Annotated in this window: 21 protein-coding genes; 13 read left to right on the forward strand and 8 right to left on the reverse strand. The window is 70.7% G+C overall.

The window, feature by feature from the left end:
• Positions 1-100 precede the first annotated feature (100 nt).
• The 4 genes from F8566_RS34590 to F8566_RS34605 all read left to right on the forward strand — a co-directional run bounded on the left by F8566_RS34590 (position 101) and on the right by F8566_RS34605 (position 4,677).
• The gene (locus F8566_RS34590) at positions 101-1,261 is read left to right on the forward strand and encodes a steroid 3-ketoacyl-CoA thiolase (protein ID WP_151566084.1); all 1,161 of its coding nucleotides are present in this window, start codon (positions 101-103) and stop codon (positions 1,259-1,261) included.
• Between the two features lie 2 nt (positions 1,262-1,263).
• Positions 1,264-2,259 carry an MBL fold metallo-hydrolase gene (locus tag F8566_RS34595; RefSeq protein ID WP_151566085.1) on the forward strand — a complete coding sequence of 332 codons (996 nt, stop codon included), beginning with the start codon at positions 1,264-1,266 and terminating at the stop codon, positions 2,257-2,259.
• Positions 2,260-2,483: 224 nt separating this feature from the next.
• The gene (locus F8566_RS34600) at positions 2,484-3,377 is read left to right on the forward strand and encodes an SDR family NAD(P)-dependent oxidoreductase (protein ID WP_225993769.1); all 894 of its coding nucleotides are present in this window, start codon (positions 2,484-2,486) and stop codon (positions 3,375-3,377) included.
• 58 nt (positions 3,378-3,435) lie between these two features.
• Positions 3,436-4,677: a cytochrome P450 gene (locus tag F8566_RS34605; RefSeq protein ID WP_151566086.1), complete on the forward strand. Its 1,242-nt coding sequence runs from the start codon at positions 3,436-3,438 to the stop codon at positions 4,675-4,677.
• Positions 4,678-4,739: 62 nt separating this feature from the next.
• On the opposite strand, the gene F8566_RS34610 is transcribed toward F8566_RS34605, so the two are convergent.
• From F8566_RS34610 to F8566_RS34620, 3 genes are all read right to left on the reverse strand, one after another.
• On the reverse strand, positions 4,740-5,993 hold the full coding sequence (locus tag F8566_RS34610; protein WP_151566087.1) for a cytochrome P450: 1,254 nt from the start codon (positions 5,991-5,993) through the stop codon (positions 4,740-4,742).
• Positions 5,994-6,153: 160 nt separating this feature from the next.
• A complete protein-coding gene (locus F8566_RS34615) occupies positions 6,154-7,245 on the reverse strand; it encodes a zinc-binding dehydrogenase (RefSeq protein ID WP_151566088.1) in 1,092 nt (363 codons plus the stop codon).
• Positions 7,246-7,294: 49 nt separating this feature from the next.
• Complete coding sequence (locus F8566_RS34620) at positions 7,295-7,762, reverse strand: SRPBCC family protein (RefSeq protein WP_151566089.1); 468 nt, start codon at positions 7,760-7,762, stop codon at positions 7,295-7,297.
• Positions 7,763-7,917: 155 nt separating this feature from the next.
• Between F8566_RS34620 and F8566_RS34625 the strand changes: the two genes are divergently transcribed.
• The 3 genes from F8566_RS34625 to F8566_RS34635 are packed head-to-tail and all read left to right on the forward strand — an operon-like array spanning position 7,918 to position 11,155.
• Entirely contained in the window at positions 7,918-9,228 is a 1,311-nt protein-coding gene (locus F8566_RS34625) for a glycosyltransferase family 4 protein (protein WP_225993770.1), read from the forward strand.
• 45 nt (positions 9,229-9,273) lie between these two features.
• Entirely contained in the window at positions 9,274-10,029 is a 756-nt protein-coding gene (locus F8566_RS34630) for a class I SAM-dependent methyltransferase (RefSeq protein ID WP_192810026.1), read from the forward strand.
• The gene (locus tag F8566_RS34635) at positions 10,019-11,155 is read left to right on the forward strand and encodes a prenyltransferase/squalene oxidase repeat-containing protein (RefSeq protein ID WP_151566091.1); all 1,137 of its coding nucleotides are present in this window, start codon (positions 10,019-10,021) and stop codon (positions 11,153-11,155) included. The genes F8566_RS34630 and F8566_RS34635 overlap by 11 nt, the downstream gene beginning before the upstream one ends.
• A gap of 45 nt (positions 11,156-11,200) precedes the next feature.
• On the opposite strand, the gene F8566_RS34640 is transcribed toward F8566_RS34635, so the two are convergent.
• Positions 11,201-11,857 (reverse strand): class I SAM-dependent methyltransferase, encoded by a 657-nt coding sequence (locus F8566_RS34640; protein ID WP_404800374.1) that lies wholly within the window; start codon positions 11,855-11,857, stop codon positions 11,201-11,203.
• A gap of 232 nt (positions 11,858-12,089) precedes the next feature.
• Here F8566_RS34640 and F8566_RS34645 point away from each other — a divergent pair, with 232 nt between their 5' ends.
• From F8566_RS34645 to F8566_RS34665, 5 genes are all read left to right on the forward strand, one after another.
• Entirely contained in the window at positions 12,090-12,560 is a 471-nt protein-coding gene (locus F8566_RS34645; RefSeq protein WP_151566092.1) for a pyridoxamine 5'-phosphate oxidase family protein, read from the forward strand.
• Between the two features lie 15 nt (positions 12,561-12,575).
• A complete protein-coding gene (locus F8566_RS34650; RefSeq protein ID WP_151566093.1) occupies positions 12,576-12,770 on the forward strand; it encodes a ferredoxin in 195 nt (64 codons plus the stop codon).
• A gap of 102 nt (positions 12,771-12,872) precedes the next feature.
• A complete protein-coding gene (locus F8566_RS34655) occupies positions 12,873-13,958 on the forward strand; it encodes a Zn-dependent alcohol dehydrogenase (RefSeq protein ID WP_151566094.1) in 1,086 nt (361 codons plus the stop codon).
• Positions 13,959-14,039: 81 nt separating this feature from the next.
• A complete protein-coding gene (locus F8566_RS34660) occupies positions 14,040-15,920 on the forward strand; it encodes an endonuclease/exonuclease/phosphatase (protein ID WP_225993771.1) in 1,881 nt (626 codons plus the stop codon).
• Positions 15,921-16,061: 141 nt separating this feature from the next.
• Positions 16,062-16,250, forward strand: a complete 189-nt coding sequence (locus tag F8566_RS34665; RefSeq protein WP_151566095.1) for a hypothetical protein — start codon at positions 16,062-16,064, stop codon at positions 16,248-16,250.
• A 141-nt stretch (positions 16,251-16,391) separates the two neighbouring features.
• Here F8566_RS34665 and F8566_RS34670 read toward each other — a convergent pair whose 3' ends face one another.
• The 3 genes from F8566_RS34670 to F8566_RS34680 all read right to left on the reverse strand — a co-directional run bounded on the left by F8566_RS34670 (position 16,392) and on the right by F8566_RS34680 (position 21,125).
• Positions 16,392-17,345, reverse strand: a complete 954-nt coding sequence (locus F8566_RS34670; protein ID WP_151566096.1) for a D-cysteine desulfhydrase family protein — start codon at positions 17,343-17,345, stop codon at positions 16,392-16,394.
• Positions 17,342-18,940: a hypothetical protein gene (locus tag F8566_RS34675; RefSeq protein ID WP_151566097.1), complete on the reverse strand. Its 1,599-nt coding sequence runs from the start codon at positions 18,938-18,940 to the stop codon at positions 17,342-17,344. Before F8566_RS34675 ends, F8566_RS34670 begins: the two co-directional genes overlap by 4 nt.
• A gap of 1,630 nt (positions 18,941-20,570) precedes the next feature.
• Complete coding sequence (locus F8566_RS34680) at positions 20,571-21,125, reverse strand: DUF1707 SHOCT-like domain-containing protein (RefSeq protein WP_151566098.1); 555 nt, start codon at positions 21,123-21,125, stop codon at positions 20,571-20,573.
• A 185-nt stretch (positions 21,126-21,310) separates the two neighbouring features.
• Between F8566_RS34680 and F8566_RS34685 the strand changes: the two genes are divergently transcribed.
• Entirely contained in the window at positions 21,311-21,898 is a 588-nt protein-coding gene (locus tag F8566_RS34685) for a Uma2 family endonuclease (protein WP_225993772.1), read from the forward strand.
• Here the strand turns inward: F8566_RS34685 and F8566_RS34690 are convergent.
• Entirely contained in the window at positions 21,799-22,389 is a 591-nt protein-coding gene (locus F8566_RS34690; protein ID WP_192810017.1) for a hypothetical protein, read from the reverse strand. The two genes, F8566_RS34685 and F8566_RS34690, sit on opposite strands and share 100 nt — an antisense overlap.
• Positions 22,390-22,668 lie beyond the last annotated feature (279 nt).

Below are 22,668 nucleotides of genomic sequence, written 5' to 3' on the forward strand. Positions count from 1 at the left end.
ATCACAGGATGGATCCCAGGACGGATCACAGTCCAAGGCTTCTCCAGAAAACTAGAACTCGTTATAGTCGCAAGTGAATCACGTTCTAGAAGGAGACCGCATGGGCACCCCGGTGATCGTCGAGGCGGTACGCACTCCCCTCGGCAAACGTAATGGCTGGCTGGCGGGGCTCAAGCCGCAGGCCGTGCTCGCACACGCGATGGGCTCGCTGCTGGACCGCGCCGGCACCGACCCCGCCGAAGTGGAACAGGTTTTCGCCGGATGCGTCACGCAGGCGGGCGAGCAGGGCGGCCATGTCGGCCGGTACGCGTGGCTGTACGCGGGTCTCCCCTGGCAGACCGGAGTCACCACGATCGACGCCCAGTGCGGCTCCGCCCAGCAGGCTGTGCACCTGGCCGCGTCCCAGATCGCCGCCGGCGCCGTGGACGTCGCGATCGGATGTGGCGTCGAGGTGATGAGCCGGGCACCGCTGGGCAGCAACGTCCTCCCGGCCAAGCCACGGCCGGACGACTGGTCGATCGACATGCCCAACCAGTTCGAGGCCGCCGAACGGATCGCGCAGCGCCGCGGCCTCACCCGGGACGACCTCGACGCGTTCGGCGCCCGGTCCCAGCAGCTGGCCGCCAAGGCCTGGGCCGACGGCCGCTTCGAACGCGAGATCGCCCCCATCGACGCCCCCGTGCTGGACGCGGAGGGCACGCCCACCGGCGAGACCCGGACCGTCACCCGCGACCAGGGCCTGCGCGAGACCACCAAGGAGGGCCTCGCCAAGCTCAAGGCCGTGATGGGCGAGAACGGCCTGCACACGGCGGGCACCTCGTCGCAGATCTCCGACGGCGCGGCCGCCGTGCTCGTCATGTCCGAGGAGAAGGCCGCCGCGCTCGGCCTGCGGCCCCGGGCCCGCATCCGCGCCCAGGCCCTCGTCGGCTCCGAGCCGTACTACCACCTGGACGGCCCGATCCAGTCCACCGAGCGCGTGCTGGCCCGGGCCGGGATGACGATGGACGACCTCGACATCACCGAGATCAACGAGGCGTTCGCGTCCGTCGTCCTCTCCTGGGCATCGGTCCACAAGCCGGACATGGACCGGGTGAACGTCAACGGCGGCGCCATCGCGCTCGGCCACCCCGTCGGCGCCACCGGCGCCCGCCTGATCACCACGGCCCTCCACGAGCTCGAACGCCGCGACGCCTCCACGGCGCTCGTCACCATGTGCTGCGGCGGCGCCCTCTCCACGGCCACGATCCTCGAACGCGCCTGACCGTGGGGCTTCCCAAGGCCGAGGATCTGGGTGGGGGGATCTGGAGTGTTCCGGTTCCGATTCCCGGCAATCCGCTCGCGTACACGCTGGTCTACGCGCTGGAAGGCCCGCGCGGGCCGGTGCTGGTGGACGCGGGCTGGGAACATGAGGACGCCTGGGCGGCGTTGCGCGACGGCCTCGCCACGTTCGGCATGAACGTGGCGGACGTGGCCGGAGTGGTGGTCACGCACTACCACCCCGACCACGCGGGGCTCGCGGGTCGCGTGCGCGAGGCGTCCGGAGCCTGGATCGCGATGCACCAGGCCGACGCCGAGGTCATCCGGCTCTTCCGCGGCATGGTCGAGCAGGACGCCGAACGCACCTGGGTCCGCGGGACGCTCGCCCGCGCCGGGGCCGAGGAGGACGAGCTCGCCTCCCACTCGGCGCGCGAGCACATCGATCCACCCGCCCAGCCGGACCGCGAGCTCGCGGACGGCGAGCTGGTGGACCTGCCGGGGCGCAGGCTGAGGGTGGTGTGGACGCCGGGGCATTCGCCCGGCCACATCTGCCTGCATCTGGAGGACGGCGACCGTATCTTCACCGGCGACCACGTCCTGCCGCGGATCACCCCGCACATCGGGCTCTACCCGTACGACCTGCCGGACGTGGATCCGCTGGGCGACTTCCTCGGCTCGCTCGGCCGGGTCGCCGGTCTCACCGCGAGCGAGGTGCTGCCCGCCCACCAGCACCGTTTCAACGGCCTCGCTGAACGCGCGCACGCCATCATCGGGCACCACGAGGACCGGCTCACCGAGGTCGCCGAGTTGCTCTCCCGCGAGCCCGCCACGCTCTGGCAACTCGCCGCGGGCATGCACTGGCGCCATGGGTGGGACACGATGAACATCACCGCCCGCCAGATGGCTGCGGGCGAGGCCGCCGCGCACCTGCGCGTCCTGGAACGCCGGGGCGTGGCGCGCCGCGACGGCGCCGGGGACCCCATCCGCTTCGTCCTCGGCTGAGGCTCGGCCCGGCCCGCAGGCGAGGCCGGAACGCGGCGCGGCAAACCCCGAGGCCGCGGACTGCGACGCATCTCACTCTCACGTCTAGACCCTTGATGAGACTGGAGTCTCATGTTAGAACTCGTTCTATACGAAATTGACCAAGCAAGCGCTCAATTCATGATCTGACCACCGGTTATCCGGCGGCACGAGGCGCGACGTGCCGCCCCGCAGAGGGGAGACCAGTGATCGATGGAGAGGTGGGCCTGGCGGGGCGGGTGGCGATCGTCACCGGTGCCGGCGCCGGGCTCGGGCGGGCCGAGGCCCTCGCGCTGGCCGCGGCCGGGGCCCGCGTGGTGCTGAACGATCTGCACGCCGACGCCGTCCAGGCCGTCGCCGAGGAGATCGGCGCCACGGGCGGCGAGGCCGTCGTGCATCCCGGCGACATCGCCGACTGGGCCACGGGTGAGGGGTTGCTCAAGACCGCGCTCACCGAGTACGGCTCGCTGGACATCGTCGTCAACAACGCCGGGTTCACGCGCGACCGGATGCTCTTCAACATGTCCGAGGAGGAGTGGGACGCGGTCGTCCGTGTTCACCTCAAGGGGCACTTCGTCACGTCGCAGCACGCCGCCGCGTACTGGCGGGGCAGATCCAAGGAGACGGGCGGGCCGGTCTACGCCCGCATCATCAACACGGCCTCCGAGGCGTTCCTGCTGGGAGCCCCGGGCCAGCCGAACTACGCCGCGGCCAAGGGGGGCATCGCCGCACTGACACTGTCCACCGCGCAGGCCTGCGGCCGGTACGGGGTACGCGCGAACGCCATCTGCCCGCGCGCCCGCACGGACATGACCGCGAACGTCTTCGGCCCGCCCCCCGCGGAGGGACCCGATCCGCTCTCGGTCGACCATGTGGCGCCGCTGGTCGCCTACCTGGCCTCACCCGCCGCCGAACAGGTCACCGGCCAGGTGTTCGTCGCGTACGGCGGCCGGGTCGCGGTCATGGCACCGCCCTCGGTCGCGCATCAGGTGACGACCGACGGCGTGTGGACCGCCGCCGCGCTGGCCGAGGCGCTCGGCCCGAAGATCTCGACCGGCTCCGCGGGCTTCAGCGCCGCCGCGGCCCTCACGTTCGACTGACCCCTCCTTCGCCCGATCCTGCCCCGTCCCTCCCCACCTCCTTGGATGGATCTCTCCCATGGCACCTGAGATCGACATCATCGACCCGAGCATCTACGAGCAGGGCGGCATCCCGCACGAGCAGTTCACCTGGTTGCGGGACAACGATCCGGTCCACTGGCATCGCGACCTGAACGAGGGCGTGCCCGGATTCTGGGCGGTCACCCGCCACGAGGACGTGGTCACGGTCTCCCGGAACTCCCAGCTGTTCTCCAGCCATGTGCGCACCTCGATGTACGAGGAGTTCACCGATGACGAGGTCCTGCTCTACGGCATGATGATGTTGTTCCAGGACCCGCCCGACCACACCCGCAACCGGTCCAAGGTCAACCGCGGCTTCACCCCCCGGATGATCAAGCAGCTCGAGGGCCATATCCGCGACATCTGCAACGAGCTGATCGACGATGTGGTGGCGAAGGGCGAGGCCGACTTCGTCGAGGACATCGCCGCGCACCTGCCCGCGTACGTGATCTGCGAGATGCTCGGCGCCCCGGTGGACGACCGGCAGAAGATCTGCGACTGGTCCAACTACATCATCGGGTTCGCCGACCCCGAGCTCGCGGGGGCCAAGGAGAAGGCCAAGGCCTTCGCGGGCGAGCTCATGGGGTACGCCGCCGAGCTGGCCGAGCGGCGCCTGGCCGAGCCGCGCGACGACATCGCCACCACGCTGCTGCAGCCGGACGAGAACGGCGAGCGGCTCAGCATCGAGGAGTTCCAGCTCTTCCTGCTGATGCTGATCATCGCGGGCCACGAGACCACCCGGAACGGCTCGGTGGGCGGCATGCTCGCCTTCTTCGACCACCCGGACCAGTGGGAGCGGCTCAAGGCCGACCGGTCGCTCCTGCGGACCGCCCCCGACGAGATCGTGCGCTGGACCAGCCCCATCAACCAGTTCCGCCGCACCGCCACGGCCGACACCGTGCTGGGCGGCAAGCAGATCAAGAAGGGCGACAAGGTCGTCATCTTCTACGGCTCCGCCAATCGCGACGACCGTGTGATCGAGGACCCGTTCACGTTCGACATCGGCCGCAATCCCAACCCGCATGTGGGCTTCGGCGGCGGCGGCGCGCACTTCTGCCTGGGCACGCACCTCGCCCGGCTGGAGCTGAGCGTGCTCTTCGAGGCCATCCTCGATCGCATGCCCGACATCGCGCCGGCCGGTGAACCCCGCCGCCTGCGTTCCAACTTCGTGAACGGAGTGAAGGAGCTGCGGGTCCGCTTCACGCCGTCCGCGCCACAGGGCGGGCACAGCCAGACGTAAGGCGAAAAGGAGGGGCGGGAAGCCCGCCCCTCCCTCTCTCGCTGAATCAGCCTCTCGCTGAATCAGCGGGGAGCGCTGGGCGTGAACTCCACCCGCATCTCCTTGATGCCGTTGAGGAAGTTGGAGCGGAGCCGCCGCGGCTCCGCGGCGAGGCGGATGTCGGGCATCCGGTCCAGGATCGCCTCGAAGAGCACGCTCAGCTCCAGGCGGGCCAGGTGGGTGCCCAGGCAGAAGTGCGGGCCTCCCCCGCCGAACCCGATGTGGGGGTTGGGGTCGCGGCCGACGTCGAACGTGAACGGGTCGTCGATCGCCCGTTCGTCGCGGTTGGCCGAACCGTAGAAGACGACGACCTTGTCCCCCTTCTTGATCTGCTTGCCGCCCAGCACGGTGTCCGCCATCGCGGTACGCCGGAACTGGTTGACCGGGCTGGCCCAGCGGACGATCTCGTCCGGCGCGGTCCGGAGCAACGACCTGTCCTCCAGCAGCCGCCGCCACTGCTCGGGATGCTGGAACAGCGCGTGCATGCCGCCCGACGACGCGTTCCGGGTCGTCTCGTTCCCGGCGATGACCAGGATCAGCACGAAGAGCTGGAACTCCTCGTCGGTGAGGGCGTGCCCGGAGGCGTCCGGCTGCAGCAGCTTGGTCGCGATGTCGTCGCGCGGCTCGGCCCGGCGCAGCGCCGCCAGCTCGCCCGCGTACGCGAAGATCTCGGCGGCCGTCTGCTTGCCGATCTCGCGCGAACCGGAGAACTCGGGATCGTCGAAGCCGATCATCTGGTTGGACCAGCGGTAGATGCGGTCGCGATCCTCGACCGGCGCGCCGAGCAGCTCGCAGATGACGTACGCGGGCAGCGGCGCGGAGATGTCCTCGACGAAGTCGGCCTCGCCCTTGGCCGCCACCGCGTCGATCAGCTGGTGGGCGATGTCACGGACATGCTCCTCCAGCTGGTTGATCATGCGGGGTGTGAAGCCCTTGTTGACCATGCTCCGGCGCTGGGTGTGGTCGGGCGGATCCATGTAGAGGATCATCAGCCGGTAGAGCTCCAGATCCGCGGGGTCGTTCTCGGCGAACATCGCACCCCGTTCGGCCGACGAGAACAGGTCCGCGCGCCGCGACACCTCCACCACGTCCGCGTGCCGGGTGACCGCCCAGAATCCGGGCACGCTCTCGTTCGGGTCGGCGTGCCAGTGCACCGGATCGTTGTCCCGCAGCCAGGCGAACTGGTCGTGCGGGATGCCCCCGCGCTCGTAGAGGTCGGGGTCGATGAGGTCGATCGGTGGGCGGGACGGACCGGACCGGCCGTACTGGGGGGCCATGCGAGCTCCTCTCGGACCGGCGGGCCGGCTGTGCGAGCCGCGTTGCCGCCCCACCGATCGCTTGCTCGGCTATTACCTAGAACGGGTTCTAACATGAGACCCCAGTCTCATCAAGGTCCCCGCTCCGTCGCCCCAGGTCCGGCCCGTCATGGCACTCGTCTCACCCCTCGTCGAACATCACCACCTGGCGCAGGGCCGTGCCGGTGCGGAGCGCGTCGACCGCGTCGTTGAGGTCCTCGAAGCGGATCCGGTCGGAGATGACCCCGTCGAGGTCCAGGCGGCCGCGACGCCAAAGGTCGGTCCAGCGCCGGGTGTCGCGTTCGATGTCGGCCGTCCCGTACATCGAGCTGAGCACGTTCTTGCCGAGGAAGAGCAGCGAGAACATGTCGACCTGCCACTGGTCGTCGACCGCTCCCGCGCCGACCAGCACCACGTCACCGCCCCGCCGGGTCGCGTCCCAGGCGGCGGTCAGCGTCGCGGAGCGGCCGACCGCCTCGAAGGCGTAGTCGAAGCCGCGGCCCGCGGTGAGCTCGGCCTGGAGCGCGGCGAGCCCGTCGGGCGTCGTCACGTGCGTGGCGCCGAAGCGCACTGCCGTCTCGTGCTTGGCCTCCAGCGGGTCGACCGCGACGATGGTGGCGGCCCCGGCGATCTTCGCCCCCTGGACGACCGCCAGGCCGACGCCGCCCGCGCCGATCACCACGACGCTGGAGCCGGGCTCGACCTTCGCGGTGTTGAGCGCCGCGCCCACCCCGGTGGTGATGCCGCAGCTCATCATGGCGGCGAGGTCGAACGGCACGTCCGGGTCGACCTTGATGGCGGCGGTCTCGGGCACCACCGTCTCCTCGGCCCACGCGCCGCAGCCCGCCATCCGGAACACGTCGGTCTCGCCGTACCGGAAGGGTGCCTTGGCGAAGGCGTCGCCGATGCCCGACATGCACAGGTAGGGCTGGCCGCCCAGGCAGTCGGGGCAGTGGCGGCAGGCCGGAACGAAGCTGATGAGGACATGGTCGCCGGGCGCGACCGTCGTCACGCCCTCCCCCACCTCGACGACCTCGCCCGCGGCCTCATGCCCGATCACGGCGGGCACGGAGGTCGGCAGGATGCCCGCCATCGCCGACACGTCGGAATGGCAGACACCGGCCGCCCGGATCCGGATCCGGACCTCGCCCGCGTCGGGCCCGGCGAGCGACAGGTCGTCACGCAGGTCGAGCTTGGCGTCGCCGCCGGCGGTGTGCAGTACTGCGCCTCGCATCAGAGTGTTTCTCGCTCTCTCGAGTCAAACCCGTTTGTTCGGACCCCGCTCACCCCGCCACTTGGGCGTTCTCGGCGGCGTTCTTCAGCCGTTCGAGCGTGCGGGTCATGTTCGCGCGGTTGTGGCTGACGCGGTCACCGACGCCGGAGAGGACCGGCGCGAGGATCCGCTTGAGGAGGAAGCCCCGCAGGTCCCACCAGCTCTCGGTGACCCGGCAGCCGTCCGGGGTGGGCTCGATCCGGTACTCCCAGCGGGCCGCGCCGAGCACGCGCCAGGTGAGACGGCGACCGGGTTCGGCGACCTCGATCTCGCTGACGGTGACCCAGCGGAAGAACCCGTTGCGGTTGCTGCCGAGGAACCGCGCCCCCGGTTCGGGCCGGGTCGCGCCCCTGGCCCAGCGGACCTTCGTGGTCTCGGCAGCCCACGCCGGGAGGCCCGGAAGGTCGCTGACGATGGCGTAGACGGTGTCGGGCGGTGCGGCGATCTCGATCGCACAGCTCACGTCGGGCTCGGGCACGGGGGCTCCTCCCAAGCGCTTGCTCGGCAGCAGAATGTAACATGTTCTAGCAGAATCTCGCCGGTATCGACAGTGCGGGCAAGGGCGGTCATGTTCGCATTCCAACCGTCCGGTAACATCGACGGGCCTAGCACCGGGTCCTGAAGAGGTGGTTCGTGAGCAGGTCCGAGGACGACGCACACCGTGATCGCTTGCGGATCGCCCTGCTCTCCTACCGGAGCAAGCCGCACTGCGGCGGCCAGGGTGTCTACCTGCGGCATCTGAGCCGCGAACTGATCGACCTCGGGCACACGGTCGAGGTGCTCTCGGGGCAGCCCTATCCGGAGCTGGACCGGGACCAGATCCACCTCACCAAGATCCCCAGCCTGGACCTGTACCGCGACGAGGACCCCTTCCGGACCCCCGCGCTGCGCGAGTTCCGCGACTGGATCGACGTGCTGGAGTTCGCCCACATGAAGACCGGCGGCTTCCCCGAGCCGCTGACGTTCTCCATCCGGGTGCTCCGCGAGCTCCGGAGCCGCCGCCGCGACTTCGACGTCGTGCACGACAACCAGGTGCTGGGCCTGGGCAACCTGGGCATCGCCCGCCTCGGCCTGCCGCTGGTGACCAGCATCCACCATCCCATCAGCGTCGACCGGCGGATCGAGCTGGAGGCCGCCGAGGGCATCAAGCAGCGCCTCGGCAAGCGCCGCTGGTACGGCTTCGTGACCATGCAGTCCCAGGTCGCGCGGCGGATCGGCCCGGTGCTCACGGTCTCCTCGTCCTCCAAGGTCGACATCGTCAAGGACTTCAAGGTCGATCCGCGGGACATCGACATCCTGCCGCTGGGCGTCGACACCCAGATCTTCCACCCGCGCCGCGCCACGGGCCACCAGGGATTGGGCGAGCGCGTGCCCGGCCGGATCGTCGCGATGGCCAGCGCCGACGCGCCCATCAAGGGCGTGGACGTGCTGCTGCGCGCGGTCGCCAAGGTCGCCACCGAACGCGACGTCCACGTGATCGTGGTGAGCCGTCCCCAGAAGGACGGCCCCACCGCGCGCCTCATCCGCGAGCTGGCCCTCGGCGAGCGGGTGCGGTTCGTCAACGGCATCAGCGACGACGAGCTGGGCGAGCTCATGGCCTCCGCCGAGATCGCCGTCGTGCCGTCCCGTTACGAGGGTTTCTCACTGCCGGCCGTCGAGCACATGGCCTCCGGCACGCCGCTGGTCGCCAGCCGCGCGGGCGCGCTGCCCGAGGTGGTCGGCGACGCGGCGGTGCTCGTCGAGCCCGGCGACGTCGAAGAGCTGGCCGCCACGCTGCGCCGCCTGCACGACTCCCCCGAGGAGCGGGCACGGCTCGGTGCGGCGGGTCTGGCCAGGGTGCAGGAGCGGTACGCCTGGCCTGCCGTCGCGCAGGCCACGGTGCGGCACTACCGTGCCGCGATCACCCAGCACCGGTACCTGCGGCGCGCCGCAGCCAAGCCCTGAGGAGACGTCCGGCGCGACGACCTCCCGTACGGAAGGAGCACGACCCTGCTGACCGTGGATTTCCAGCGGTTCCGCGTCACCCCCGGTGAGCGCGTCCTCGACATGGGGTGCGGTGCCGGACGGCATGCCTTCGAGCTGTACCGGCGGGGTGCGGACGTCGTGGCCTTCGACCTGGACGCCGACGAGCTGGCCGGCGTGGAGAAGATGTTCGGGGCCATGCGCCTGGAGGGCGAGGTCCCCGAGGCCGCGGCCGCCGAGACGGTCCAGGGCGACGCGCTCGACCTGCCGTTCCCCGACGACCACTTCGACAAGATCATCGCTTCCGAGGTGCTCGAGCACATCCCCGACGACATGAAGGCCATGACCGAGCTGCTGCGGGTGCTCAAGCCCGGCGGGCGGCTGGCCGTGACCGTCCCGTCCTGGCTGCCCGAACGGGTCTGCTGGGCGCTGTCGGAGGACTACCACACCGCCCCGGGCGGCCATGTGCGCATCTACACCCGCGCCGAGCTGGAGGCCAAGCTCAAGGCGACGGGCTTCCGGGTGAACGGCCACCACCACGCGCACGGGCTGCACGCCCCGTACTGGTGGATCAAGTGCGCGGTCGGCGTGAACAACGACGGCCACCCGCTCGCCAAGGCCTACCACCAGATCCTCGTCTGGGACATCATGAAACGCCCGCTCGCCACCCGGCTGGCCGAGCGTGTGATGAACCCGCTCATCGGCAAGAGCGTGGTCGTCTACTTCACCAAGCCCGCCACCCGCGCCCCGGCAGGAGAGCGGGAGACGGCCGATGCGGTCTGACGGCGTCCGCTCCAGGCCGCCGGCGGTCCCGGGTGTGGTGACCTCCGACGACGTCCTGGCCACAGCGCACAGCATCGTGGCGCAGCAGGAGGAGTCCGGAGCCATCCCGTGGTTCGCACCGGTCGAGGGCGTGCCCGGCCACGTCGACGCCTGGAACCACGTCGAGGCCGCCATGGCGCTCACCATCGCGGGGCTGAACGCCCCCGCCCGCCGCGCCTACGAGTGGCTGCGCGCCGTCCAGCGCCCCGACGGTTCCTGGCCCGCCAAGTGGATCCTCGGCGAGGTCACCGAGCCCGGCGGCGAGTCCAACCACGCCGGGTACATCGCGGTGGGCGTGTGGCACGAGCTCCTGATGACCGACGACGAGGCGTTCGCCCGCGCGATGTGGCCGACCGTCCGCCGCGCCGTCGACTACGTGCTCAGCCTGCAGACCCGGCGCGGCGAGATCCTCTGGATCCGGCATGAGAACGGCGAGGACGCCGATCACGCGCTCCTCACCGGCTGCTCGTCCATCTACCAGTCGCTGCGCTGCGCCGTCGCGCTGGCCGAGCACCTGGGCGAGCCGCAGCCGGACTGGGAACTGGCCGCCGACCAGCTGGGCCATGTGGTCGCCGCCCACCCGGAGGCCTTCGCCGACAAGAGCCGCTGGTCGATGGACTGGTACTACCCGGTCCTCGCCGGGCCTGTTCGCGGCGAGGCCGCCGCCCGCCGCCTGGCCGCCGGATGGGACACGTTCGTGGTGGACGGCCTGGGCTGCCGCTGCGTCAGCGACCAGCCCTGGGTCACCGCCGCCGAGAGCTGCGAGCTGGTGATGGCCCTGGACGCCGCCGGCGACCGCGACCGCGCGCTGGAGCTGTTCCGCACGATCCAGCACCTGCGCCACGACGACGGCTCGTACTGGACCGGCTGGCAGTTCGAAAACCAGCGGCACTTCCCGGGCGACCGTTCCACCTACACCGCCGCAGCCGTCATCCTGGCCGCCGACGCGCTGGAGGGCGCCTCCCCCGGCGCGCACCTCTTCAAGGAGATCGCCGGACGCCCCCTCGGCCCGTCCGAGGCCTCCGACCCGGTCGCCTGCGGCTGCGCCCTGGTCTCGGTGGCCAACCCCGTTCGTACCCGCCTCTGAGACCGCACCGGGCAACGACGCCCGGCGCGGCGCGGCGGCGCCCGGTCAGGCGCGGGCTACGGGGTCGTTCTCGTTGACCCGTTCCAGTACTCGTAGTGAGCCCTCCACGCGGCGTTCTTCGAACGCGCCGCTTGCCAGTGCGCGCAGGTAGAGGTGGTAGGGCGCCTGGCCGCCGTCGGCGGGGTCGGGGAACACGTCGTGGATCACGAGCGCGCCGCCGACCGCCACCCAGGGCGTCCAGCCCCGGTAGTCGGCCTGGGCGTGCTCCTCGGCGTGGCCGCCGTCGATGAACAGCAGGGCGAGGGGCGTCCGCCAGAGGCGCGCCACGGTGCGTGACTGGCCCACGATGGCGACGACGACGTCCTCCAGGCCCGCGGCGCCGATGTTCTTCCGGAAGGTGGGGAGCGTGTCCATCCGGCCCGTGCAGGGGTCGACCAGGGACGGGTCGTGGTGCTCCCAGCCCGCCTGGTTCTCCTCGGAACCGTGGTGGTGGTCGACGGTGACGACGGTCGCGCCGGTGTGGCGGGCCGCCGCCCCGAGATAGATCGCCGATTTGCCGCAGTAGGTGCCGACCTCCAGCAACGTGGCGGCCTCACCCTGCCGCGACCCGTAATCCACGGCGGTCTCGTACAGGGCCTGGCCCTCGTTCACCGGCATGAAGCCCTTGGAGGACTTCGCGTACCGCAGCAGATCAGCGGGCATGGTGGGAGCAGGCATGTTGGGAGCAGGCATGGTGGGAGCGGTCGTCCCCGCGGGGGTGGACGCCATGGTCTCGGTCATTGATCGCCTCCGCCGCGCACTTTATCCGCACTTGTCTTCTCTGCACGCGTCCCCCCTCCGGGTTGCGCGCACGCTCACCTGCCCGTGTCATCTTGATCACTCTCCTGCGAGGTGAGCCTTGCCGGAGCATACTGGAACGTGTTCTACTTTTTCGATGAGCGAGCGTAGGCGGATAGCGCTGACCGCGGACGAGGTCACCGCCCTGATGGGCGCCCAGCGCAAGCTGCAGCTGGGAACGATCAACCCGGACGGCACGCCCCACATGGTGACCATGTTCCACGCGGTCATCGAGGACAAGATCGCGTTCTGGACGTACCGGTCCTCCCAGAAGGCGCGCAACATCGCCCGTGATCCACGGGTGACCTGCCTCATCGAGTCCGGCGAGGACTACTTCGAGCTGAGCGGGGCGCTGATTTACGGCAAGGCCGAAGTAGTGACCGAGCCGAACCGGGTTCGGTATGTTGGCACCGAGGTGGTCCGGCGCATGATGGACCTCACCCATGGCTCGGGAGGAGACGACGAGATCGCGCCCTTCGTGGACGCGACCGCGGCGAAGCGCCATGCCTATCTCGTAGAACCTGTTCGCGTCGCATCGTGGGACCACCGGAAGCTCGCCGGCAACTGAACGGAGGCAACGACGATGCCGAGAGTCCAAGTCGACCCGCTCGTGTGCGAGGCCAACGCGGTCTGCGTGGGGCTGGCGCCGGAGGTCTTCGACCTCAACGACGACGACGAGCTCACCATCCTCCTCCCGGAGCCGCCGGCGGACCAGCTCGACCTCGTCCGGCACGCGGTGCGCTCCTGTCCCAAGGCCGCGCTCACGCTCGACGAATAGCGGGCGCTCCGCCAGGCCGCCCGTCCTCACCCGCGAACCCACCCACCCCTCAGGACGCCGCGCAGCCCATGCCGGCGTCCGACCCTCAATGAGGAGGCAGCCATGGCACGCGCCGCGGTCATGCATGCGGTCGGCGACAAGGAACTCGACCTGCGCGACGACGTCACCGCCGTCGATCCGGGTCCCGACCACGTCAAGGTGAAGATCAAGGCGACCGGGGTCTGCCATTCGGACCTGTCGGTCATGACCGGGGTCCTGCCGATGCCGATCCCGGTGGTGATCGGCCATGAGGGTGCCGGGGTCGTGACCGAGGTCGGCGACCACGTCACCAACGTCCAGCCGGGCGACCACGTAGTGATCAACTGGAGCCCGGACTGCGGCACATGCCCGGAGTGCCTGCGCGGCGAGCCGTTCCTCTGCATGACGTTCATCGGCGCGACGTTCACCGAGCCCCGGTTCCAGAACGAGGCGGGGCCGGTCTTCGGCATGGCGGGCTGCGGCACCTGGGCCGAGGAGGTCGTGGTGCCCTTCCAGGGCGTCGTCAAGATCGCCGAGGATGTGCCGTTCGAGTACGCGGCGCTGCTCGGCTGCGGCATCCCCACCGGCGTCGGCGCTGTGATCAACACCGCCCGCGTCCGGCCGGGGTCCAAGGTCGCCGTCGTGGGCGCCGGCGGGGTGGGCCTGTCGGTCATCCAGGGCGCCAAGATCGCCGGAGCGGCCACCATCCTGGCGATCGACCCGAACGAGGCCAAGCACCCCATCGCCAAGCAGTTCGGCGCCACGCACACCGCGACGCTGGAGAACCTCGACGAGACCAAGGGGTTGCTGACCGCCGGGCAGGGCTTCGACTACGCCTTCGAGGTGGTCGGCAAGGCGGCCGCGATCCAGACGGCGTGGGCGGCGACCCGGCGCGGCGGCGACGTCATCGTGGTCGGTGCGGGCGCGGCCGACGACAACTGGCAGCAGAGCGCGTTCTCCCTGCTGTTCGAGGGCAAGAGCCTCAAGGCGTCGCTCTACGGCGGGTGCGACCTCAAGCGCGACATCCCGCTCTTCGTCGACCTGTGGCGCGCGGGCAAGCTCGACATCGACAGCCTCATCACGCGGCGCATCCGCTTCGAGGACCTCAACGACGCCGTGCAGGCGCTCAACAGCGGTGACGTGATCCGCCAAGTCGTGCTGTTCGACTGAGCCGTGCCGGCGTCCCGCGCCCGGCCGAAATCGGCCGGGTGCGGGGCACCGGCGGGTCGCCGGGCATGGGATCCTGCTGCGGTGTTCAATGGGACTCTGACGTTCCGGGCATTCACCGCCGGAATGGTGCTCGCCTTGCCGCTCGCCGTCCTCCCCGCGCACTCCTCCCTAGCCGTGCAAGCCACGGCGGCGGGACAGCGGATCCGGGACATCCAGGGCGCCGGCCACGAGTCTCCGATCAGCGGGCGGAAGGTGTCCGGGGTGCCGGGGGTCGTGACCGCCGTGACCGGCAACGGCTTCTGGATGCAGGACCCGCGTCCCGACGGCAAGGACACGACGTCGGAGGGCGTCTTCGTCTTCACGCGCACGCGTCCCACCCCCGTGGCCGGCGACTCCGTCCGGGTCGACGGCAAGGTGAGCGAATTCCGTCCGGGCGGCTCGTCCTCGGCCAACCTCAGCCGCACCGAGATCGACGCCACGCGGACCACGGTGGACGGGCGCGGCACCCCGCTGCCGGCGCCGGTCCTGATCGGCCCGAAGGGACGCAGGGCGCCCGGCGCGATCAAGAGTGCCAGCGACACGTTCGACCCCCGCCGCGACGCGCTCGACTTCTACGAGGCGCTCGAAGGCATGCGCGTCCGCGTCGAGAACGCGGTGGCGGTCGGCCCCTCCGGCGAAGGGGAACTGCCCGTTCTGCCCGGCGGGGGCGAGGGCGCGGGCCCGCGCACCAAGCGCGGCGGCATCGTCCTGCGGCCCGGCGACGCCAATCCCGAACGGGTGATTCTCGGTGACGCGCTCGCCCCCCTGCCCGCCATGAACGTCGGCGACCGGCTGCCGGGGGCGAACGACGGCGTGCTCGACTACGGCTACGGCGACTTCAAACTGCTGCTCACCGCCGCCCCGCGCGCCGAGAGCGGCGGCCTCGTGCGCGAGACCACCCGCGTGGCACGTTCCGGCGAACTGTCCGTCGCCACCGCGTCCATGGACGGCCTCAGCCCCGACACGCCCCGGGCGCGGGTCGCGGCGCTGGCCGCGGACATCGTCGAGGGACTCCGCTCCCCCGACCTCGTCGCCGTGTCCGGGATCCAGGACAACAGCGGCACCAAGGACGACGACATCGTGGTCGCCGACCAGACCCTCGCCGAGCTCATCGCGGCGATCAGCGCCGCGGGCGGCCCCGCGTACGACTGGCGCGCGATCTCGCCGCGCGACAACGCCGACGGCGGCGAGACCGGCGGCAACAACCGCCTGGTGTTCCTGTTCCGCACCGACCGCGGGCTGGCGTTCGTGGACCGGCCCGCGCTCAGCTCGGAGCCGGAGGGCACAGAACCGGAGCAGGGCACCGGCACCGCCGCCGACAAGGGCCCGGACCTGGCCACCACCGCCACCCGGGTCGTCTCCGAGAAGGGCCGGGCCCGGCTGTCGCTCAGCCCGGGCCGCATCGCACCCACGGACCCGGCGTGGAGCGGGACGCGCAAGCCGCTCGCCGCCGAGGTGACGTGGCAGGGCAGGCGCCTCATCGTCATCGCCAACCACTGGTCGCCCCGGCTCAGCGACGACCAGCCGCTGTTCGGCCGCCGGCAGCCGCCGATGCGGCCGAGCGAATGGCGGCGGGAGGCGCAGGCGCGCGTCGTGGCGCGCTTCGTCAGGTCGGTGCGCGCCGTCGACAAGAACGCCGGCGTCATCGTGGCGGGCAACCTCAACGAACGCGACTTCGCCTCCCCGCCCACGATCCTCACCCGGGACACCGGGCTGACCGACCTGCCCGCCGCGCTGCCGCCCCACGAGCGCTACACCGCGATCGTCGGCGGCAACGCGCAGGCGCTCGACCACATCCTGCTGAGCCCGTCGCTCCGGCGCGGCAAGCACGAGTTCGACATCGTGCACCGGGCCGCGGAGTTCGCCGACCGCGCGGGCGACCATGATCCCGCCGTCGTCCGGCTGGAACTGCCGGCCAAATAGCCCGCTCATCCCGAAACCTGTCCCGTATTTGGGCAGGACCCATAGATCGGCACGGAACCGCACCGAAAGGCGCCGGTGTTTCCTTCCCGCGACCCCGGGCACCGCCCGGGCGTCAGTCAGCACCTTGGAAGGAGACGCCTCATGGCGTACCGATTTCGCGGCCGGGGCATCGGCCTGATCGGCCTGATCTACATCATCATCGGCATCTTCGTGGCATGGGACCGCGGCTACATATACCCCGACCTCCTGCGCCGCGTGCTCAGCGCGTTGCTGGCCATAATCCTGTGGTTCCTCATCCTGCTGGGCGTCGACCTGCACATCCGCGCGTGAGCGTAACGTCGCGTGACAGCCATAGTCCTGACGTCGACCCGGAGGTACGTTCCGTCCATGGCAAAAGGTGGATGCAGTTGTGGACACGGCGGTGGTTGCACTTGCCCCAAGGGCTGCTCCTGCGGCTGCAACGGCTGACGGCTACCGCTCGGTGAAGACGTCCGGATAGGCGAAGAGCCCGGGCGAGCCGCCCGTATGCCAGAACACGACGGTCTCGTCCGGGCCCATCTCCCCAGAGCGCACCATGCCAACGAGCGCCGCAGCCGCCTTCCCCGAATAGACCGGGTCCAGCAGCACGCCTTCGGTGCGGGCGAACAGCCGTACCGCCTCGATCATCTCCGGGGTGGGCATCCCGTACCCGGGGCCGAGCCAGTCGTCCCGCACATGGCGCCCACCCGTGCGCGGGACGACACCCACGAGTCCCGACGTCTCGCCGACCAGCTTGTCCAACTCGGCCTCCGTCTCGGCCTCCGGCCGGTAGACGCAGATCACCTCACCGACGGTCTCGAGCCCGGCCTGCTCCAACCCCACCAGCAGGCCCGCGGCCGTGCCGGTGGTGCTGGTGGCGACCACGATCCGATCGGCATCGCGCATCTGCTCGGCGAGCTCCAGCGCCGCGTTCACATACCCCAGGGCGCCGACCGCGTTGGAGCCGCCGGTCGGGATGACGTACGCCGGTCCGATCTCCTCCAGCGCCGCCGCCGTCTCGTCCAGACCGTCGACGAAACGCACCCGCGCACCGAACAGCCCGTCGAGGAGCACGTTGCCGGACGTCTCGTAGAACGTGTCCGTCCTCGGCACCAGGCGGCTCAGCAACAGCTCGCATCGCAACCCCAGCCGCGCGCAGGCGGCGGCCGTCTGCCGGGCGTGATTGGACTGCACCGCGCCGAACGTGACGACGGTCGTGTGCCCCTCCGCCAGCGCCTGCCCGAGCAGGTACTCCAGCTTGCGCGTCTTGTTCCCGCCGATCGCCAGACCGGTGCAGTCGTCGCGCTTGATCCAGATCTGCGGGCCGCCGAGCGCCGCGGTCAGCCGCGGCGCGTGCTCCAGCGGCGTCGGCCAGTGCCCGAGGACGGTACGGGGATGATCGATCATGGGGCCATTGTGCGCCACAACGTCGGCGTCTCACCACGATGGTCGGCCGTGACCCCCACCGCGACCAGCTCGGATCCGAGCCCGGTCATCCCGGTGAGCCGCTGGTCGCCCGGCCCGTCCAGACCCGTGCCCTGCGCCAGCGTCTTCTGCCAGGCCGTCCCGTCCGGAGATGTCCACAACGCGACGTTCCGGTTGCCCGGCGCACCGGAGACACCCGCCAGCACGAACCCCTTCGCGGTGGCGGTGAGCGCCGTCAGCGTCGTGGCCCCCTGCGGAATCGCCAGGCGCCACGTACGCCCGCCGTCGGCCGATTCGCCGACGAAACCCTGCCCGGCCGTACCACCGGACCCCATCGCGACCAGCCGGTCACCACGGACGGCCACCTGCGCCAGCACGCCCGCCGTCAGACCGGACGGCAGCGAGGGCGCCGGGGCGGCGGTCCATTTCACCCCGTCGGTCGAGGTCCAGGCGGCGGGCCGGCTGCCCCCGGCGCTCTGGCGGCCGCCCACGGCCACATAGCCCGTGGACGTGGCCACCACGTCCCGCATCCACGTTCCCTTGTCCAGGTTGGCGGAACGCGTCCATTTCTTGAGATCAGTGGACCGCCAGGTCCGTGCGGCGCCTCCCGCCACGCCGACCACCACGTACCCCTTGGCACCCGAGACGACGCCCCCGAGCGCGCCCTCTCCGGTCACGGTCACCGGTGCCCAGGCCTTGCCGTCCGGCGAGGCCACGGCCAGCGCCTTCTCCCGGTCGGTGCGGCCGATCGCGACCCAGCCCTTGGGGCCGTACGCGACGTCGGTCAACCGCCCCTTGCCGATTCCCGACCGCGTCCACCCGCCCCCGGACCACACCGTGGCCTCACGGTTGGAGCTGCCAACGGCGACCATGCCGCTGCCCGCCGCGATGGCCGCCACCGAACGTTCCGGCTGTACGACATCCGGCACCTTCTTCAGGTCAACGGCCTGCCCGGAGACCGCCAGGTAGGGATCCTCGTCCCGCCGCCCCACGACGACGGGAACACCGCCCTCCCCGACGGAGATCCCGTTCACGGTCCCCTGCGTCTCACCCGCCGCCTGCCACGCCTTGCCGTCCTTGCTCCGGAACAACCGCGCACCGGCAAGCGCGGCCAACCCCGCCCCGGACCCCCCAAGCCGGACAATGCGACCGTTGACCCGTCCGTAGGGAGACCACGTCGTCCCATCTGCCGATCCGAAGACGACACTGAAGCGCTCGGTCTTGCGCCGCTTCTTGGGCCCGGTGATCCGCTTGCCGTCCCGGTAGACAAAGAACGCGCCCGGTCCGCCCACCAGCCCCCACGCGTTCCCAAAGGAGCCCTCGCCCTGCCGGATGGTGACCGGCGCCCACGTACGGCCGCCGTCGGCCGACCGCCAGTACCCCTGCGTCTGCACGGTCGTGGCGACCTTGCGCTTCTTCTTTTTCCTGGTGACCTTCTTGCTGGACGTGCCGTGCGCGACGGCGACGCCGCCCACCGAGGCCACCCGATCGAAGGCCGCACCAACCTGATCGTTCCGCTCCCAGCTCCGCCCGTCGGCCGAGGTCCAGACGACCGCGCGCCCACCCGCTTTGCCCACGGCCACAAACCCCGAAGCCGTCCTGGCAAGCCCATCGACCTGCTCAAGCGGAGCTGCCTGCCGCGTCCAAGTCTGCGCGTCCGTGCTGGTCCACACCACGCCCCGCCCGAGCGCGACCCAGGCGCCCTGCCCGCCCGCGACAAGCCGCGGCCGATCCCCCAGCGTGGGCTCAGTCCCATCCGCACTCCGCACCCGGGCAAGCCGCCAGGTGCGCCCCGCATCCCCAGACACAAGGAACTCGGCCCGAGAGGCGCTCTCCTCCCCCTCCGTACCAACCGCCACAACGGTCGCCCCTACGGAAGCCACAGCGGCGACTTCCTGCACCAACCCGTCCGGCCTCGCGTGGTTGGCCACAAAGACCTGATCGGCCGGCTCCGCCCCAGGCGTCGCCGAGGCCTGCCCCTCGCCCTCCCCCTTACTGAGCGTGTAGACACCCCCGCCCGCAACGACCACGACCACAGCGGCCATGGCCACCGCCCGCAACAACCCACCCCGCCGCCGACGAGCGCCCGCATTACCGACGCCCTCCTCCACCGACGCCGTCTCCAACGTTGCGGCAGCCTCGGCCACAGCCTCAGAGGCAACCTCAGACTCGAAATCGACTGCAGCTCCATTGGCGGACGCGACAGGCTCACCTGCGGCCGCAGGCGCTGGTGTGGCGGCCCCCGCAGACTCGACAACCGGCTCGGCCTCAGCGGCAGGCCCCGAGGTAGCAGCAGGCTCTGCGGCTGTACCAGCTCCATTGGCGGCAGCAGCCTCCGAAATGGCCACAGACTTTGACGCTCCCGCACCCACCACTACGGCGGCAGACGCGGACGCGGCGTCGGACCCCGAGACGGCAGCCGCAGACACATCCACAGGCTCAACCACGGCCGCAGACGCAGCTGTGGCAGCAGCCGCAGACGCGACGACAGACTCGGGCCCAGCGGCAGCCTTGGAGGCGGCGACAGTCTCCGACGCGGCGGCAGGCTCTGCAGCAGAGGTAGCACCTTGGGTGGCAGCAGGTGCGGCTGCGGACGCGACAGGCTCAGCTGCAACAGGCGCTGGTGTAGCCGCAGATGCGACAACGGGCTCGGAGGCAGCGGCAGGCTCGGACGTGGGCGCTTCTACGGCTACTCCGGCAGCCGCAAACGCGATAGCGGGCTCAGGCTTGGCGGTGGCAGGTACGGAAACCGTCTCGGGCTCAGGGGTGGCCGCTTCCACGGCCGCGGGCTCGGCGCGCTTGGGCGTGGGGGGCTCTGAGGTGGCGGCAGGGGCGGGTTTGAGGGCGGGCTCGGGTGTGAGCCTTGGCGCGGTGGGCTTGGGCTTGGATTTGGGCTTGGCGGCGCGCGACTTGGATTTGCGGGGCGGTTTGCGGAGCTTGGTGGGGCCGGAGTCGCCTGACCAAGCCAGGTCGGCTGTGCGCCAGGCCTCGTATGCGTGCTGCCAGGGTGAGCCGTCGCCTGTCACCCGGTGGGGGTCGGTCGTCAGCCGCCGCCGGATCTCCCGGGACGTGCCCGAAAGGTCGCTCGCCGTCACTCGCGCTCCTTCGCCTTTGCGATGACTCACCATCAAACCGCGCCACATCCGTCTTCGGGCGCACATCGGTCTGATCGGCAGCCGATCAGGCTGCGGGAGCGTTCATATCACCTCATGAACGTCCATGGCGGTGGAGATGATCTTTTGCCTCGATGTGTCCTTTGTAGGCGAGGCCCCGGACGTGGATGACGGGGGCGGCGGGGGAGGCCGGTTCCCGAAGTTCGGTGGAGATGCCGATGCCGGAGATCTCCACGCGGGCGCCGGGCGGGACGATGATCTCGATGCTGGACTTGTAGGCGATCACGTGGATGGTGGTCAGGCTGCACATGTCCGCGTCGCGCAGGTCCAGGAGGCAGCCGCCCTTGTAGGCGATCGCCGTGTACTGGTCGGGGACGCGCCATCGGCCGGCACGCCTCATGCTGCTCTTGTAGGCCAGCTGGAAGCGTCCGCCGATGCGCGGCGCGGCGGCCTTCTCCGGGATCGGCCAGGCAGGCAGGTCGGTGGCCAGCCGGTCCAGCTCACCGTGGGTGCGCGCCGACAGGACCAGGTCGATGCGCTCGTCCAGCTCCACCTCGGTGAGCCTGCCTTCGGCGTACGCGGTGTGCAGCCGGACGAGCACCTCGTCCCTGTCCTGGTCCGAGGCGCGCAGGGCGGGGTCGAGACCCATGCGTCCCTCCTTTGTCCGCCTCCGAGCCTGCACCCTGCCGCCAGGGGAAGGTCAAGGCGTGAACGAGATGTATCTTAACCCGCCCTTCCTCGCCATTCGAGAGAAAAGGCACATCTCGGCCACCGGGCCGACTCGCCATTCGCACCTACCGCCCTGACCAGGTCTTTTCCTCTAGATTCGACCCCGTGAGCAGCACCGTCGGCCACCCGCACGGCCCGTACACGCTCTATGACCTGGACGCCATGCCGGAGGACGGCAGGCGGTACGAGCTCGCCGACGGCTGGCTCACCGAGCTGCCCGGCGACTTCTGGCACGACCATGCCGCCGAGCGGCTCAAGGAGATCCTCAAGGAGGCGGCCCGGCACGCGGACGCGGACATGCACGTCGCGGGCATCCCGCAGGACGTCACCACGCCCGCCGGGGTGCGCAAGCCCGATGTCTTCGTGGTCAGCCGGGACGTGGCGCGGAACGCGCTGGAGAGCCGCACCCGCCGCACCTACTACGGGCCGGACCTGCTGCTGGTCGGCGAGGTCGTCTCGCCCCGTACGGGCAGCGAGGTGAACGACCGGGTGACCAAGGTGAACGAGTACGCGGCGGTCGGCATCCCGCACTACTGGCTCGTCGACCTGGAGCCGCGCCCCAGGCTGACGCTTCTGGAGCTCACCGAGTCCGGCTACCGCATGGTCCGCAAAGTCAAGGCAGGCGAGTCGTTCTCCACCGAGGCGCCGTTTCCGGTCGGCTTCGATCCGGCCCGGCTCTCCGAGATGGAATGAGTCCCGCGCGTACGGCGCAGCAGATAGTGCACGGTCACGATCGCCAGCAGCGGCCCCCAGGCGAGGAACGGCGCGTAGCACAGGACCATCACCCAAGCCGCGACACCCTGCGGCGCACCGGCCTCGTCCCGGGTGTCGTACCATCCCAGCGCTCCCGCGAACCCGACGAACGTGACCGCGACGGCGCCGAGCGATGCGACACTGGCCGCGAAGAGCGTCGGCACGTTCCGGCCGCCGGCGAACGGGATCCAGCGCGGGAACACCTCACCCCACGGCCGCACCAGCCCGAGCGCGAGGAACGCGAAGAACCCGATGAGGAGGCTGAACGTGAGGACGGACGGTGTCAACCTCCATGACGGCCCGTCCGCGAGCTCCCCGCTGAACCCAAGCGGCACGCCGAGACCCATGGCGATCAACCAGAGTCCGAACGGCAGCACGGTCAGCGGTACGAGACGGGCCGCCACGTTGGCCCAGCGAGGAACGGCGTCCATGGTCTTTGTCCTGTCCACACCGCCATGCTCGCGCCGGGCCCGCGCCGCCACTTCCCGCGCGGGTATCTCCCGGCTCCCCCGGACGGGTGAAGCCGGCCCCGGCATGTGAAGCCGGCCACTGGCCAGGTCCTTGCAGGTCGGCGGGATGCGGAATGCGGATCTTCGGGCAGCTCCAGCCCGGGGTCTGCTTGGACAACCAGAAGGGTGTGCTCGCCAGAGACGGTGGGCAGGAACCGTGCCATGAGGGTCTTGGAGCCCGTCATGGACCTGAAGGCTCCC

The sequence above is a fragment of the Actinomadura rudentiformis genome (assembly GCF_008923185.1).
GTDB classification, from domain to species: Bacteria; Actinomycetota; Actinomycetes; order Streptosporangiales; family Streptosporangiaceae; genus Spirillospora; species Spirillospora rudentiformis.

Coding starts and splice junctions, on each gene's coding strand:
- F8566_RS34670 (WP_151566096.1), bottom strand. CDS start 17,345: ATGATCGATCATCCCCGTACCGTCCTCGGGCACTGGCCGACGCCGCTG.
- F8566_RS34635 (WP_151566091.1), top strand. CDS start 10,019: ATGCGGTCTGACGGCGTCCGCTCCAGGCCGCCGGCGGTCCCGGGTGTG.
- F8566_RS34665 (WP_151566095.1), top strand. CDS start 16,062: ATGGCGTACCGATTTCGCGGCCGGGGCATCGGCCTGATCGGCCTGATC.
- F8566_RS34615 (WP_151566088.1), bottom strand. CDS start 7,245: ATGCGAGGCGCAGTACTGCACACCGCCGGCGGCGACGCCAAGCTCGAC.
- F8566_RS34605 (WP_151566086.1), top strand. CDS start 3,436: ATGGCACCTGAGATCGACATCATCGACCCGAGCATCTACGAGCAGGGC.
- F8566_RS34655 (WP_151566094.1), top strand. CDS start 12,873: ATGGCACGCGCCGCGGTCATGCATGCGGTCGGCGACAAGGAACTCGAC.
- F8566_RS34690 (WP_192810017.1), bottom strand. CDS start 22,389: ATGGACGCCGTTCCTCGCTGGGCCAACGTGGCGGCCCGTCTCGTACCG.
- F8566_RS34650 (WP_151566093.1), top strand. CDS start 12,576: ATGCCGAGAGTCCAAGTCGACCCGCTCGTGTGCGAGGCCAACGCGGTC.
- F8566_RS34640 (WP_404800374.1), bottom strand. CDS start 11,857: ATGCCCGCTGATCTGCTGCGGTACGCGAAGTCCTCCAAGGGCTTCATG.
- F8566_RS34590 (WP_151566084.1), top strand. CDS start 101: ATGGGCACCCCGGTGATCGTCGAGGCGGTACGCACTCCCCTCGGCAAA.
- F8566_RS34645 (WP_151566092.1), top strand. CDS start 12,090: ATGAGCGAGCGTAGGCGGATAGCGCTGACCGCGGACGAGGTCACCGCC.
- F8566_RS34610 (WP_151566087.1), bottom strand. CDS start 5,993: ATGGCCCCCCAGTACGGCCGGTCCGGTCCGTCCCGCCCACCGATCGAC.
- F8566_RS34680 (WP_151566098.1), bottom strand. CDS start 21,125: ATGGGTCTCGACCCCGCCCTGCGCGCCTCGGACCAGGACAGGGACGAG.